The sequence below is a fragment of the Defluviicoccus vanus genome, from assembly GCF_014672695.1.
GTDB lineage: Bacteria > Pseudomonadota > Alphaproteobacteria > Rhodospirillales > Defluviicoccaceae > Defluviicoccus > Defluviicoccus vanus.
This window is the reverse complement of sequence record NZ_CP053923.1, coordinates 789,166-804,051: the sequence shown is the minus strand read 5'-3', so window position 1 is coordinate 804,051 and position 14,886 is coordinate 789,166. Positions and strand designations below refer to the sequence as shown.

Below are 14,886 nucleotides of genomic sequence, written 5' to 3'. Positions count from 1 at the left end.
CTACGGGAGCGATCCTCCCGCGTGTGTATGCCGCACAACCGGTTCCTTCCACTCCGCAAACGAGTGTGACAGTTCCGGCGCAGGCGTCGCCGACGCAGGCGGCGGAAGGGCGGTCGAAGGACCGGCCGGCGCCGCAACGGCGTCCGGAGTCGGCGGCTGTGGAAAGCAAGGAGATTGAGCCGTCCCAGGTGGCGGAATGCGCCTGGACGGGTAAGCGGGTCGTCAGTCTCCTGACACGCGACGATGCGATGTCCGCCGGCGACTTCATGCCTTTTTATCTGCGGTTCGGCTGCCCGGAAGCGCACGTTGGCAAGACCTTCGGCTGCGTCGTCCGCAACGACGAAACCGCGCCGAACGATGTGCTTGCGGAGCGGATCGAGAAATGCTGGGCCAATCCCGATACGCGCTTCCCCAAGCTGGCCAGTGAACCGAAGGCGGATGCGCCGGCTCCGGCCGCAGCCCCGGTTGCTCCGGCCAAGAGCCAAGGCCCGGCAAATAATTAAGCATGTGCAACGCTCGTGTAAGGACGCCCTAATGGCGCCACAAATCACACGTATTGATACAACGAGCGCGACAAAAGATCGCGTCCCATCGAAGGGTTCTGACGGTTCTACAACCGCGAACGATCACATCCCACATCGGTTCACATCAATGAGAACTGTGTTGACTGCGGCTCTGGTCGCAGCCGCTCTACACGCTGCGGTCTGGTATGGCACGCACGAAGCCATCACTCCGGCCGACATCCGTGGTCCGATCGAGTCCCTATCCTATAGCCCTTACGTCGGTAATCACGACCCCAAGGACAACACGCCGGTCTCGCCTGAGCAGATTCAGCAGGATCTGAGCGTGGTCAGTGAGGTCGCACAGGGCGTGCGTACCTATTCCGTGCAAGATGGTGTCGATCAGGTTCCGGCGATCGCCGAGAAGCTCGGCTTGAACGTATCGCTCGGCGCTTGGCTGGGCGACACGCCTGAGCGTGACCAAATGGAAACGGAAACCGTCGTCGCTCTCGCCAAGCAGCATCGCAACGTCCGCTCCGTCCTGGTCGGCAACGAAGTGATGTACCGCGGCGAGCGCAGCGTCGACGAGATGATCAACGCCATCCGCGAGGTGAAGCGGCAAGTTCGCGTGCCAGTGTCGACAGGCGAAATCTGGAACATCTGGCTGGAAAATCCGAAGCTGGTGAACGCCGTCGACTTCATTGCCGTCCACCTCCTGCCTTACTGGGAAGGCCTGCCGCCCGATCAGGTGGTGAAGTATGCCTTCGAGCGCTTCGACCAGCTGCGCAAGGCCTATCCTGGCAAGCGGATTGTCATCGCCGAATTCGGCTGGCCGAGCCAGGGCTACAACCGCTTTGGCGCCGAGCCGGGACAGTTGGCACAGGCGGATATCATTCGCCAGTTCACCGCCGAGGCGGAGCGTCGCGGCATCGAGTACAATCTGGTTGAAGCCTTCGACCAGGAATGGAAGACGAACGAAGGTAGTGTCGGTGCCCACTGGGGTCTGTTCGACGCCAGCCGGCATGTCAAGTTCCCGCTCACCGGCATGGTCGAAGACAAAGGCATCGACTGGAAGACCGGACTCGCCCTCGGGATCGGCGTGGTGCTGACCTTCGCCGGCTTGTGGCGGCGGCGGGTGACCTTCAAACAGGCCTTCCTCTTCGCAATCTGCGCCAACGCGATGGCAGCAGCGATTGCGTTGACCATTGCCTATCCGTTCGAGAACTATCTCAACGCTGGCATCCTGGTGATGTGGGGCGTGGGCGTGATCAGTGTCGTGCCGCTGACGGTCCTAACGCTGGCCAAGGTCTACGAACTGAGCGAAGTCCTCCTCGGCCGCCGACCGAAACGCCTGTTCGTGCCGCAGCCACAGGAAACGAATGCCATGGCGCCGACGGTAAGGCTGCCAAAGGTTTCGATCCATATCCCGGCTTATCGTGAGCCGCCGGAGATGGTGATCGAGACGCTCAACAGCGTTGCCGCCCTCGACTACCCCGATTTCGAAGCGGTGGTCATCGTCAACAATACGCCCGAAGCCTACTACTCGGTGCCGGTGGCGCAGCGCTGCCATGAACTCGGCGAACGGTTCAAGTTCCTCAACATCACCTGCAGCGGCTTCAAGGCCGGGGCGATGAACGTCGCCATGCACCACACTGCCCAGGATGCGGAGGTCATTGCCGTCATCGATGCCGACTACGTGGTGGAGCGCAACTGGCTGAAAGACCTGGTGCCCTGTTTCGATGATCCGAACGTGGCGCTGGTGCAGGGCCCGCAGGATCACCGCGATGGCGCGACGACGCCACTGAAGCGGCTGATGAACAGCGAGTACGCCGGCTTCTTCGACATCGGCATGGTTCAGCGCAACGAGGATGATGCGATCATCCAGCACGGGACCATGTGCCTTGTCCGTCGCTCCGCCTTCGACGCTGTCGGCGGTTGGTCGACCGATACCATCGTCGAGGACACCGACCTCGGCCTTCGTCTCTACGAGGCCGGCTATCAGGCGGTCTATACCAACCACCGCCATGGTCGCGGCCTGCTCCCCGACACCTACAAGGCGTTCAAGACCCAGCGCTTCCGGTGGGCCTATGGTGCGATGCAGCTCATTCGCAAGCACTGGGCGCACATGTTGCCCAGCTCGACGACGCTGCGGCCGGCGCAAAAGTTCCACTTCGTTGCCGGCTGGTGCATGTGGCTTGCCGATGCGGTGGGTGCTCTCGCGGCGGTGCTGAACCTGCTGTGGGTACCGGTGCTACTGCTGGTCGGCATGTTCATCCCGACGATGCCGTTTACCCTGCCGATTATCGCCGCCTTTATCGTTAACCTCTTGCATTGCGCGCTGCTCTATGGCAAGCGAGTGGACGTTCCGGTGAGCAGTATCCCCGGTGCGGCGGTCACGGCGATGAGCGTGCAGTGGACGGTGGCGAAGGCGGTGTTGTTCGGTCTGTTCAAGGATCGTCTGCCATTCCTGCGCACGGAAAAAGGTGGCAATGCCAAGAAGGCTGCCAACCGCAACACGGCACTCGCGGAGACCGTTATCGGTGTCCTGTTGGCAGCGTCGGCTCTGGCGTTGATCCTGCTAAACCACACCGACATTCTCGAAATGAAGGTTTTTGCAGCCACTTTGGCGATTCAGAGCTTACCTTTTCTCGCGGCCTCGTTTATGGTGACCATAGAGCGAATTCAAACCTTCCTGGCAGACCGCAAGGCAACCAGTGGTGAGCCGCAGAAGGTGACTACAGTTTCCGTCGGCATCAACGCCGACGCCACGTGATCCTGGTTGCGGGGGCTGTTCCTGCACCCCCCTTTGGGAACAGCCCGCCCACCGCTCCAGGAGCCGGGCCGTGATCGTTAACCCCCAACGACACGGCCCGGCACTAACTTCCCCGGCAGTGAACGCCCCCGGGCAAACTCCACCGATATTTCTCTCCCGACACAACATTTCTAAGTCACGCACACGGAACGACGCGTGCGTCAATTCGTCCCGCTTGGTTGATCAGTCCCCCGGTGGGGATCAGGCCATAGGCGGGTTGGACCAGAATCTGGTCAGACCATAAGCCGGCCATACCGCAGGCTAGCCAGATCTTAGGCTGGATCGACCACCTTACCCGGGTTCATGATATTGGCGGGATCGAGGGTACGCTTGATCGACCGCATCAGCCCCAGTTCCACCGGCGACTTATAGCGGTTGAGCGGGCCACGCTTCAGTTGGCCGACGCCATGCTCGGCGCTGAAGCTGCCGCCCAGATCATGAGTAATGTCCGAAACGATTCGCTCCAACTCGTCCCAGCGGGCAAGGAAAGCGGCTCGCTCCATGTCCACCGGCTGGCTCAGATTGAAATGGATGTTGCCGTCACCGACGTGGCCGAAGGCGCAGACGCGGATCCCCGGCATCGCCGCCTGGCAGGCGTCGCTGGCTTGGGCGAGAAAGCGGGCAACGGCCGACACGGGCACGGAGACGTCGTTCTTGATGCTGCCGCCTTCATATTTTTGCGCCTCCGGAATGCTCTCGCGNATCCGCCACAGCGCCTGCGCCTGCGCCTCGTTGGCAGCGACGACGGCGTCGCTGACAGTGCCGGCTTCGAAGGCATCCGCCAGCATCGTCTCGGCCGCATCGCGCAGCGGATCGGCAGGGCGCGGACTCGACAGGCGCATCAGCACGTAGAAGGGATGCGCTTCGGCGAAGGGGTCGCTGACGCCCGGAATGTGCTTGAGGCAGAAATCGAGGCTGAGCCGCTGCATCAGCTCGAAGGCGGTCAGCGCATCGCCCATCGCCGCTGTCGTCCGATGAAACAGCTCGAGGACGGCCTCGGCGCTCGGCAGTGCGGCGAGCACCGTCTCCACCACTCGCGGCTTCGGGAATAGCTTCAGTACCGCGGCAGTGATGATGCCAAGAGTGCCCTCGCTGCCGAGAAACAGATGCTTCAGGTCGTAGCCGGTGTTGTCCTTACGCAGACTGCGCAGGCCATCCCAGATGCGGCCGTCCGGGAGCACCACCTCCAGGCCAAGCACCAGATCACGGGCGTTGCCGTAGCGGAGCACGGCGATGCCGCCGGCATTGCTGGCCAGGTTGCCACCGATCTGACAGCTGCCCTCGGCGGCAAGGCTTAAGGGGAAGAGGGCATCGACGTCGTCGGCGGCGGCCTGCACGGCGTTGAGCACGACGCCCGCTTCCACCGTCATCGTCCGATTGACCGCATCGATGGCACGGATGCGGTTGAGCCGAGATGTGGACAGGATAATGCCGCCGTCCGGCACCGCTCCGCCGACAAGGCCGGTGTTACCGCCCTGGGGGACAATCGGCACCCCTGCTTCGGCGCAGAGGCAAACCACCCGGNNGGCCACCTCGTCCACCGTCGCCGGCCGGAGTACCGCGGCGCAGTGACCATGATAGCGGCCGCGCTCTTCAACCAGGAACGGCTCTTTGTCCTGAGCGGCGTCGATCCAGCCTTTAGGGCCGACAATCTCCCGCAAGGCATTGGCAACCGCCGCCGGGAGTCCGTCCAATGGCAGTGATTCGATAGGCTGTGTCATGATGGGCTCGCGGGGTTGGCGCTGGAGGATGACAACATTGAAGGCGATCCGTCGTCGTCTTCATCACCGGGGAGACAGCAGGGAGCCGCCGGGCCGCGCTCGTCGTTCCAATCATCGCCCGCAACCGGGAGGGGGGGCCGCTGCGGCAGCGCGACGGATGCGGTCGTTGATGGCCTGACCGAGACCGGTTTCGGGGATCGGGGCGATGGCGATGCCGGTGAATTCCGGCCGGTCGAGGTCCCACAGCATGGCGAACAGGTTGGCTGCCGCCTCGTTCACGTCGCCTTGCGGGCTGAGGTTGAGCGTTGCCGCAGCGGCTATGGCACCAAAGCCGAGAAACGCCTCGCCCGGGGCGGCGGAGGTGGCGTTGAGGCGAACCGGTCGCGATGGGGCGTAGTGTTGCGTCAGCAGGCCGGGCGAGCGCCGCGGCGCGTCTCCCGTCGCTTCACCGGTCTTCTCAACGCTGCTGCCAAGCGGACCAATCACCGCTTCGATGGCGTCGCTCTCCAGGCCGCCCGGGCGCAAGAGCAGCGGCTCGCTGCTGCAGAGATCGATCACGGTGGATTCGATGCCGAAGGCGCAGGGCCCGGCGTCGAGAAGCATTGCTACCCGCCCATCCAGTCCAGCCGCCACGTGCCGCGCCAGCGACGGGCTCAGCCGGCCGGAGAGATTGGCCGAGGGGGCGGCGATCGGCCGTCCGGCCGCAGCGATCAGCGAGCGCGCCACCGGATGCGCCGGTGCCCGCAGGGCGACGGTGGGCAAGCCGGCACTGACCAGCCGCGAAAGGGGNGAGGCGGCGAGGCGTGGCAGCACCAGGGTCAATGGTCCGGGCCAGAAGCGCTCGATCAACCGCTCCGCGCGGTCATCAAGCCGCGCCAGACGCCGCGCCTGTGCTGCATCTTCCACATGGACGATCAAAGGATTGAAGCTGGGCCGTCCCTTGGCGGCGAAGATCGCGGCAACGGCGCGGTCGTTGCCCGCATCGGCACCGAGGCCATAGACGGTCTCGGTGGGAAACGCCACCAGTTGTCCCTGGCACAACAACGCCGCTGCCGCGCGTATCGCCGCGTCGTCCGCGGGGCGGATCAGCATCAGGTCGGAGGGGCGAGCGGAGGACGTCACGATACTGAGGGCTTGCCCTTGACGACAAAGTGCGGATTGTCGAAACCGGGCTTGCCATAGGTCAGCGGGCTGCCATCGATCCGGGTCACCGTGCCGCCAGCAAAGCGGACCACACCATGACCGGCCGCGGTGTCCCATTCCATCGTCCGGCCCATCCGCGGATAGAGGTCGGCTTGACCGGTGGCGACGAGGCAGAACTTGATCGAGCTGCCGGACGAGATCGCCTCGCCGATGTCGAATTTGGCGAGATATTCGTCGGTCTCCGGCGTCCGGTGGTTGCGGCTGGCCACCGCAATGACCCCCTTCTCCGGAATCGGCCGGCAGGCGATCGGTTTCGTTTCGCCATCGACGCAGGCGAAGGCGCCAAAGGCGCTGCCCCAGTAACTGGAGCCGATGGCCGGCGCCAGCACTACGCCCAGCACCGGCTCGCCATTCTCGATCAGTGCGATGTTGACGGTGAATTCGCCGCGGCGGTTGATGAACTCCTTGGTGCCATCAAGCGGATCCACCAGCCAGAATGGTCCGCTTCCCACCTCGGGGATCGTCCCGGCTGCCGCCTCTTCCTCGGCGACGATCGGAAAGGGGGTGTGCAGTTCGTTGCGCAGCGCATCAAGGATTAGCACCTCGGCGCGGCGGTCGGCTTCGGTGACCGGCGACTTGTCGTCCTTGCGCTCAACGGCGAAGGGCGAGTTATAGACCTCAATGATAACCTTGCCGGCGCGCGCGGCAATGTCGCGCACCTGATCGACGAACTCGGCATTGAAAGTAAAGGTCACGCCTTAGGCTCCGGGGCTTTCGGTCGATGGAAAGGGGGTGAGGGCTCAGGCGCGTGTTTGTGCGCCGCGCAATGCGCGCCAAATGTGCTCAGGGGTGGCCGGCATGTCAATGTGCGAGACTCCGAAGGGGGCCAGCGCATCCATGACAGCGTTGATGACCGCTGGACATGCGGCGATGGTGCCGGCTTCTCCGGCGCCCTTGATGCCGAGCGGGTTGGTGCGGCAGGGCGTCGAGGCGAAGCGCGGTTCGATCCGCGGCAGGTCGCTGGCGTGCGGCAGCGCGTAGTCCTGGAACGAGGCGGTACTCAGCTCGGCGGTCGCCGGATCATAGACCGCCTGCTCGAACAGCGCTTGGCCGATGCCCTGGGCGATGCCACCCTGCACCTGGCCCGCCAGCAGCAGCGGGTTGACGATGGTGCCGAAGTCGTCGACCGCGGTGTAGCGGATGAGCGTCACCCGCCCGGTGGCGGGATCGATCTCCACCTCGGCCACGTGGCAGCCGTTGGGAAAGGTGGAGGCCTTGAGGCTGAAGCTGCCTTCGGCATCAAGGCCGGCAGCCGCCTCGCCGCCATCCCTGTCGCCGGGCGGACGATTGGCCGGGTCGCGGGCAGCGGCGGCCAGATCGAGCAGGGCGATGCTCCGCCCGCCGTCGTCGACGACGAAGTGACCGGCCGCGAAGGTCATCGCCGCATCACCGGCCTGCAGCAGGTGACGGGCGAAGCGCTCAGCGCGGGTGAGCACGGCAGTGCAGGCGGCCTCGATTGCCGGTCCACCCACCGGCAGTGAGCGCGAGCCGCTGGTGCCCTCGCCGGTGGGGATCAGGTCGGTATTGCCCTGGAGGACGCGCACGTCCGTGAGTGGCAGACCGAGATAGCCGGCGACAAGCTGCGCGTAGGCGGTCTCGTGCCCCTGGCCGGTGGACTGGGTGCCGATGCGCAGCTCGACCCCGCCCGTCGCCGGGAACCGCAGCCAGGCACTTTCACCGGCAAAACCACAGATCTCGATGTAGCTGGACAGACCGATGCCGCGCAGGAGTCCTTGCGCCGCAGCCTCGCGCCGGCGGGCGGCAAAGCTCTGCCAATCGGCCTCGTGCAGCGCCCGGTCGAGAACCGCAGCAAAGTCACCGCTGTCGTAGATGGGTCCCATGGCGCTGCGATAGGGCAGCTGCTGCGGACGGATGAAGTTGCGGCGGCGGATTTCGTCCGGCGGCAGCCCCAGCTGGCGGGCGGCCGCGTCCATCAGCCGTTCGATGGCGTAGGCTGCTTCCGGCCGGCCGGCGCCGCGGTAGGCGTCCACCGGCACCGTGTTGGTGTAGACGCCGTGGCAACTGGCGAAGATGGCGGGGATGGCGTAGACGCCGGAGAGCATGCAGCCGGTCATCTGCGACGGCAGGGCGGGGGCGTAGGCGTTGAGGTAGGCGCCCATGTTGGCGAGGGTATTGACGCGGAGCGCGAGGCAACGACCGTTATCATCGAAGCCGGCGGTCAGCTCGTTGCGCTGATCGCGGCCGTGGGTATCGGCGGTAAACGCCTCGCGGCGCTCGCCCACCCATTTCACCGGCCGGCCGACCTTTTTCGCTGCCCACAGCACCAGCGCTTCTTCCGGGTAGTGGAACGCCTTGGTGCCGAAGCCGCCGCCCACGTCGGGAACGATGACGAGCAGGTCTGCCGCGCCAACCTTCAGCGTCGATTGGCTCAAGGCCTCCTTGATCGCATGCGCCCCCTGGCTCGAGGTGTAGAGGGTGTAGCGGCCGCTCGCCGTGTCATAGTCGCCGAGGCAGACGCGCGGTTCCATCGGCGAGGGAATCAGCCGGTTGTTGACCAGGGCAAGCCGGACCGTATGCGGCGCAGCGGCCAAGGCCTCGGCCACTGCCGTCGCGTCGCCGCGCTGCCAGTAAAAGGCGACGTTGCCGGGNGCCTCCGGCCATAGCGCCGTTGCCTCCGCCGCCAGCGCCGCTTCGATGTCGGTGCAGGCCGGCCGCGGACGATAGGAGACGGCGATCAGTGCCAGCGCCTCCTCTGCCGCCCAGCGGTCGGTCGCCACAACCATCGCCACCGGCTCACCCTCGAAGCGGACGCGCTCGCCCGCCAGCAACGGCCGGCCGGGACGGGGCAGCGGACTACCATCGGCGGCCTTGACGGCGATCGGGCAGGGAATCTCGCCGAGGCCGGCAGCGGCCACGTCGGCTCCGGTGAACACCGCCAGCACCCCAGGGACCGTCAGCGCCGATCGGCAGTCGATCGCCACCACGTCGGCGTAGGCGTGCGGTGAACGCAGGAAGCGGGCGACGGTTTCTCCCGGCAGGACGATGTCGGCGACGTAGCGCCCCTGGCCAGTCAGGAAGCGGCGATCCTCGACACGGGGATGGCGGCGCCTAGCCCGGCAGCGAGATTGCCGGCGGCTAGATTCCCGGAGGGAGATCCAAGGTCGCCATAGGTGCCGCGTCCTGGTTCATCGCCAGAGACTCTGCGGATCGGCCAGCGTCGACGAGGCGACCGAATGGGCCTCGAACCGGGCGGCGACGAGATCAGGCGGCCAGTCGTTCGTTCGCAGGCCGGCCTTGCGTTTCAAGTGGGCGAGGAACTGCTGCGGCTCGGGCAGGGTTTGCCAGACCTGCGGCAGAAACAGGCTACGGGCGCGGTCGCAGTCGATGATCAGACCATCGATCCCTGGCCGCAGCTGCGCCAGTAGGTCCGCTTCGTCGGTGAAAGTCATTGGTACCGGGTCGGTCAGCAACGAGACGGAGAGGCTCAATTGGTCTTGCTCGTCGGCAGTAAGGGCGGGGAAACGGCTGTCGCGAAAGGCGGCGGCGAAGGCGTTGGCGCTCACATCTCCCACCAGGGGCCGGCAGGCACGGGCGGAGCCGACGCAGCCGCGCAATTCGCCCTGGTGATAGAGGGTAACGAAGGAGGCGACGTGGCGGCGCAGCGGCTCCGGATAGTCGTCGGCGCTGACCGGCAGCGGCGCGCCTGTCGCCAAGCCATGGCGGATGGAGGCGGCGGCCAGCTGCAACAGAGTCGCTCCGTAGCGGCTGAGCAGCGCGCGCGGATGGTCCACCGCTGCTGGCGCGCGCTCCTCCGTTTCCGGCGGCCGCTGTCCATCGGCTGGCGTCGCGGCTTGCAAAGCCCAGGCGCCGTAGCCGACGACACGCCGACGGTCGCCGGCCGTATCGCCGGAATTGCGCAGATCGAGGGTTTCGACGCTGAGGCCCCGCCGCTTCGCCACCTCGATCAGCCCCAGCAGCGGCAGCCGGCCGCAGGCCTGATCCTCGCCGATCGCGCTTGCATCTAGGTGTTCGATGGCGCGGCAGGTGGCGGCATCGAGGACGCGGGCAGCATCGTAGGGCAGGTAATGACTGAGATCGGAGCTGACGACGATCAGTGTCTCGTCGCCGCCCCACAGCCGGTCGAGCACCTCGGCCACGTCCGCGGGCGTGGTGAAGCCGACGACGATGGGGATCAGCACAAAGTCAGGGATGAGCTGCTGCAGGAACGGCAGCTGCACTTCGAGCGCATGCTCCGGCGCATGTGCGGCATCATGTTCGTGCACCTGTGGCAGGGTCAACAGGTCGTCGATGGCTGCGCGATCGAGCGGCACCGCGCCCAGTGGCGTTGCGAAGGCGTCGACGCTCGGCACCGCCAAGCCGCGCACAGCGACGCGATGACAGGGGCCGATCAGAACAATCCGGCGCACCCGGTCGGCCAGCGGCCGCAATCGCGCGTAGGCGCTGGCGGCGACCGGTCCCGAGTAGACGTAGCCGGCGTGGGGAGCGATGATGGCTTTCGGCGGCGGTGCCAGATCGGCGCGGAGCACCGCCCCGGCGAGCAGACGTTGCACCGTCGTCGCCAGATCGCTCGCCTGTTCCGGATAGAACATCCCGGCCACGGCGGGGGTACGAACAGAGCTCATCACCACACCTCGCATCGGATATACTTAACAGTATGGTGATTTGGTCGCAGCGGCCAACCCATTCCCGCCACCGCGGCGCGGCGGCTTTGCACCGGCGGTTGGCGGCCGAACCACTGGAGGGCGTGTCAATGCCCGAGCGCAGCCTCGATATGGACGTGATACAAGGCTTTTCCGGCCGCTACTGGCATCGCCTCGACGATGGCCGCATCCAGTGCGACCTCTGCCCGCGGTTCTGCCGGCTGCATGACGGCCAGCGCGGTCTGTGCTTCGTCCGCGCCCGCTCTGGCGATCAGATCGTGCTGACCACCTATGGTCGCTCCAGCGGTTTCTGCATCGATCCAGTTGAAAAGAAGCCGCTCAACCACTTCCTGCCGGGCACGCCGATCCTCTCCTTCGGCACCGCCGGCTGCAACCTTACCTGCAAGTTCTGCCAGAACTGGGACATCTCCAAATCACGGGAATTCGATACGCTCACCGAAAAGGCGAGCCCGCAAGCGATCGCCCGCGCCGCCAAGGCTGCCGGCTGCGACAGCGTGGCGTTCACCTACAACGATCCGGTGATCTTCCTCGAATACGCGATCGATGCCGCCAAAGCCTGTCACGCGCTCGGCCTGAAGACGGTGGCGGTGACCGCCGGCTACATCTGCGAGGAGCCGCGCCGCGAATTCTTCCGCCACATGGATGCGGCCAACGTCGATCTGAAGGGCTTCAGCGAAGCGTTCTACACCCGGCTGTGCTCGGCACAGCTGCAGCCTGTGCTCGATACCCTCGTCTATCTGAAGCGGGAAACCGCATGCTGGTTCGAGATCACCAACCTGATCATTCCGGGTGAGAACGACAGCGACGGCGAACTGGACGCGATGACGGCGTGGATCGCCACCAACCTCGGTCCGGACGTGCCCGTTCATTTCTCCGCCTTCCATCCCGATTGGAAGATGCACGACACACCACCGACGCCGCCGGCAACCTTGACCCGTGCACGGCGGATTGCGCGCGCCAACGGCATCCGCTACGCCTATACGGGCAACGTCCACGATCCAGAGGGTGGCTCGACCTATTGCCATGGGTGCGGCGGGTTGCTGATCGGCCGCGATTGGTACCAGCTCACCGATTGGAATCTTACCGATGATGGCCGCTGCCGGTCGTGCGGTGCGGTGTGCGCCGGGGTCTTTGCCGGCCCGCCGGGCGCATGGGGACGGCGCCGGGCAGTGGTACGAATGGACGCGTTTGCCTGAGCGCCACGGCCAAGGACGCGAGCGGCTTGAGGGTAGGGGCAAGGGAATGAATATCGCCAACCTCCTGGGGAGGGCAGGGCGGGCGCACGCCGAGCGGCCGGCGCTCGTTCGCGGCACCGAGATCCTCTGCGACTACGGCGAATTGGCTTGGCGCGCTGCGGCGATTGCCGGTGCGCTTGCTACCCGCTTCGGCCTCCAGCCGGGCGATCGCGTCGCCCTGGTCATGGCCAACTGTCCGGCCTATATCGAGGCGCTGTTCGCTTGCTGGTGGGGTGGTTTCACCGCGGTGCCGGTCAACGCCAAGCTGCACCCGCGTGAACTCGCTTTCATCCTCGCCCATGCCGGCGCCAGGGTCTGCTTCGTCGGCCCCGATACCGCTGCGACCATCGTCGCGCTGCAGCCGGAACTGAGCGAACTTGCGGCGGTGATCCCGACTGAGAACGACGATTACGCTCGGCTGGCCGCCGCCGAGCCGAAGGCGATGGTGTCCGTCGCGCCGAACGACGTTGCCTGGCTGTTCTACACCAGCGGCACTACCGGCCGGCCGAAAGGGGCGATGCTCACCCATCGCAACCTGTTGGCGATGACCACCAGCTACTTCATCGACGTCGATCCGATTGCGCCTGACGATTGCATCCTGCATCCGGCGCCGCTCTCCCACGGCTCGGGGCTCTACGTTTTGCCGCACGTTGCCGCCGGCGCCCGGCAGGTCATTCCGGAAAGTGGCAGTTTCGATCCGGCGGAGGTGCTGGGGCTGATCGCCGCTCATCCCGGTGCTTCGTTTTTCGGGGCGCCGACTCTGGTTCGCCGGCTGGTCGAAGTCGCCGAAGCCACGAGCGCTGATACCACCAACCTGAAGACTATCGTTTACGGTGGGGCGCCGATGTACGGCGAAGACTGCAGGCACGCCCTTGCGGTGTTGGGTAACAAGCTGGTCCAGATCTACGGCCAGGGCGAAAGCCCGATGACGATCACCGCGCTGAGCCGTGCCTGCCACGCCGCCATCGATCATCCCCGCTACGCGGAACGGCTGGCCTCGGTCGGCGTCGCCCAAACTGTGGTCGAGGTGATCGTTGCCGACGTCGACGATCGGCAACTGCCAACGGGCGAGATCGGCGAAGTGCTGGTGCGCGGTGACGCAGTGATGCGCGGCTACTGGCGCGATCCCGAGGCGACCGCGGCAACCCTGCGTGGCGGCTGGCTGCACACCGGTGATGTGGGTGTCCTCGATGCGGACGGGTTCCTGACCCTGAAGGATCGCTCGAAGGACCTGATTATCAGCGGCGGCTTCAATATTTACCCGCGCGAGGTGGAGGAGGTGCTGCTGCGCCATCCCGCCGTCGCCGAGGTCTCGGTGGTGGGCCAGCCGGATCGCGACTGGGGCGAGATCGTCGTTGCCTTCATCGTTGGCAGCGGGGCGCCGATCGAGGCGGACGCGCTCGATGCCCTTTGCCTCGCCCATCTTGCCCGATTCAAACGGCCGAAGCGCTATNATCCCGTCGTGGCGCTGCCGAAGAACAACTACGGCAAGGTGCTGAAGCGCGAATTGCGCCAGAGCCTAGCCGAGAAAGGGGAGCAGACCTGAGATGGCCGATCGATTGAAGGACAAAGTGGTGATCGTAACCGGCTGCGGTTCGGTAGGGCCGGGCTGGGGCAACGGCAAGGCGATGGCGGTGTTGTTCGCCCGCGAAGGCGCGCAGGTCTTTGGCGTTGATATCAACGCCGCCGCCGCCGACGAGACGCGGCAGCTGATCGAGGCCGAAGGCGGGATCTGCCGGACCGCCGTCGCCGACGTGTCCTGCGGCGATCAGGTGGAGGCGCTGGTTGCCACCTGCATCGAGGCATTCGGGCGGATCGATGGTCTCGTCAACAACGTCGGTATCGCTCGTGTCGGCGGCCCGGTGGAATTGGACGAGGCGGTCTGGGATCAGGTGATGAGCGTCAACGTGAAAAGTGTCTACCTCACCTGCCGTCACGTTCTGCCAGTGATGGAACGCCAGGGGCACGGGGCGATCGTCAACAACGCCTCGATCGCCGCCTGGGGTTGGTGCGGCGTCAACTACGGCCTCTACAGCGCCAGCAAGNGGGCGATGATCGCGATGACCCGCAGCATGGCGGTGCAGTACGCGCCGAAGGGGGTCCGCGCCAACTGCGTCTGCCCGGGACTGATGAACACGCCCCTGGTGCATAAGGCGCTGACCACGGTCTACGGCGAGGACGGCGATATCGACACGCTGATCCGCACCCGCGACACCCAGTGCCCGATGGGTCACATGGGCGACGCCTGGGATACCGCCCACGCCGCCCTTTATCTCGCCTCCGACGAAGCCAAGTACGTTACCGGCGTTGCCCTCAACGTCGACGGCGGTATCACCATCCGGTTTGTTTAGAATGTTCGGTCCCATGCTTTGATGGTGCGTCTTGTCCAGTGACGGGAGGGATGCGCTGTGCGCCAAGTTCGCCACTGGTGCGAGTGCCGATCGGCCGATGGGCCCGAAAGCACCTGCCTCGACGGTGCGCCGATCATCGTAACCGCCGCCGCAAAACCATTTCCGGGCTCGCCTTTGAGCAGGTCGCCGAAGGTCAAGATAGAACGGCAAGCAAGTTTAAGAAGACACACATAGGGTTAACGAACGATTGCGGTTTTATCGGCGGCGCAATACGTCCGTTCTCATTCGGGCAGAGCGGCAATTGCCGCCGATCGTAAGGAGGCCGGGTGCTCGCCTCGTCCCGCATACATATCGTCCACCATGGCCGGTTTTATGTGGCCATCGCTATCGGCGTGGTTGTCCTGGCATTGACGTGGCGGCA

General features: G+C 65.5%; 10 protein-coding genes. 5 read left to right on the top strand and 5 right to left on the bottom strand.

Features of this window, described 5'->3' with window-relative positions; translation table 11 throughout:
* Nucleotides 1-65: 65 nt before the first annotated feature.
* Entirely contained in the window at nucleotides 66-503 is a 438-nt protein-coding gene (locus HQ394_RS03615; protein WP_190262062.1) for a beta-1-3, beta-1-6-glucan biosynthesis protein, read from the top strand.
* A 160-nt stretch (nucleotides 504-663) separates the two neighbouring features.
* Complete coding sequence (locus HQ394_RS03610; protein WP_190262061.1) at nucleotides 664-3,273, top strand: glycosyltransferase family 2 protein; 2,610 nt, start codon at nucleotides 664-666, stop codon at nucleotides 3,271-3,273.
* 311 nt (nucleotides 3,274-3,584) lie between these two features.
* Here HQ394_RS03610 and HQ394_RS03605 read toward each other — a convergent pair whose 3' ends face one another.
* The 5 genes from HQ394_RS03605 to amrB all read right to left on the bottom strand — a co-directional run bounded on the left by HQ394_RS03605 (nucleotide 3,585) and on the right by amrB (nucleotide 10,840).
* Complete coding sequence (locus HQ394_RS03605) at nucleotides 3,585-5,033, bottom strand: FAD-binding oxidoreductase (RefSeq protein ID WP_190262060.1); 1,449 nt, start codon at nucleotides 5,031-5,033, stop codon at nucleotides 3,585-3,587.
* A gap of 111 nt (nucleotides 5,034-5,144) precedes the next feature.
* A complete protein-coding gene (locus HQ394_RS03600) occupies nucleotides 5,145-6,125 on the bottom strand; it encodes an L-threonylcarbamoyladenylate synthase (protein ID WP_190263105.1) in 981 nt (326 codons plus the stop codon).
* A gap of 26 nt (nucleotides 6,126-6,151) precedes the next feature.
* Complete coding sequence (gene cysQ, locus HQ394_RS03595) at nucleotides 6,152-6,931, bottom strand: 3'(2'),5'-bisphosphate nucleotidase CysQ (protein ID WP_190262059.1); 780 nt, start codon at nucleotides 6,929-6,931, stop codon at nucleotides 6,152-6,154.
* Nucleotides 6,932-6,976: 45 nt separating this feature from the next.
* Entirely contained in the window at nucleotides 6,977-9,271 is a 2,295-nt protein-coding gene (locus tag HQ394_RS03590; RefSeq protein WP_223292020.1) for a xanthine dehydrogenase family protein molybdopterin-binding subunit, read from the bottom strand.
* 111 nt (nucleotides 9,272-9,382) lie between these two features.
* Nucleotides 9,383-10,840, bottom strand: a complete 1,458-nt coding sequence (gene amrB, locus HQ394_RS03585) for an AmmeMemoRadiSam system protein B (protein ID WP_190262058.1) — start codon at nucleotides 10,838-10,840, stop codon at nucleotides 9,383-9,385.
* A 128-nt stretch (nucleotides 10,841-10,968) separates the two neighbouring features.
* Between amrB and amrS the strand changes: the two genes are divergently transcribed.
* The 3 genes from amrS to HQ394_RS03570 all read left to right on the top strand — a co-directional run bounded on the left by amrS (nucleotide 10,969) and on the right by HQ394_RS03570 (nucleotide 14,465).
* On the top strand, nucleotides 10,969-12,075 hold the full coding sequence (gene amrS, locus HQ394_RS03580; RefSeq protein ID WP_223291822.1) for an AmmeMemoRadiSam system radical SAM enzyme: 1,107 nt from the start codon (nucleotides 10,969-10,971) through the stop codon (nucleotides 12,073-12,075).
* Complete coding sequence (locus HQ394_RS03575) at nucleotides 11,966-13,660, top strand: AMP-binding protein (RefSeq protein WP_456151481.1); 1,695 nt, start codon at nucleotides 11,966-11,968, stop codon at nucleotides 13,658-13,660. The genes amrS and HQ394_RS03575 overlap by 110 nt, the downstream gene beginning before the upstream one ends.
* 1 nt (nucleotide 13,661) lies before the next feature.
* Nucleotides 13,662-14,465, top strand: a complete 804-nt coding sequence (locus tag HQ394_RS03570) for an SDR family NAD(P)-dependent oxidoreductase (RefSeq protein ID WP_190262056.1) — start codon at nucleotides 13,662-13,664, stop codon at nucleotides 14,463-14,465.
* The last annotated feature ends 421 nt before the right edge of the window (nucleotides 14,466-14,886 follow it).

Coding starts and splice junctions, on each gene's coding strand:
- amrB (WP_190262058.1), bottom strand. CDS start 10,840: ATGAGCTCTGTTCGTACCCCCGCCGTGGCCGGGATGTTCTATCCGGAA.
- amrS (WP_223291822.1), top strand. CDS start 10,969: ATGCCCGAGCGCAGCCTCGATATGGACGTGATACAAGGCTTTTCCGGC.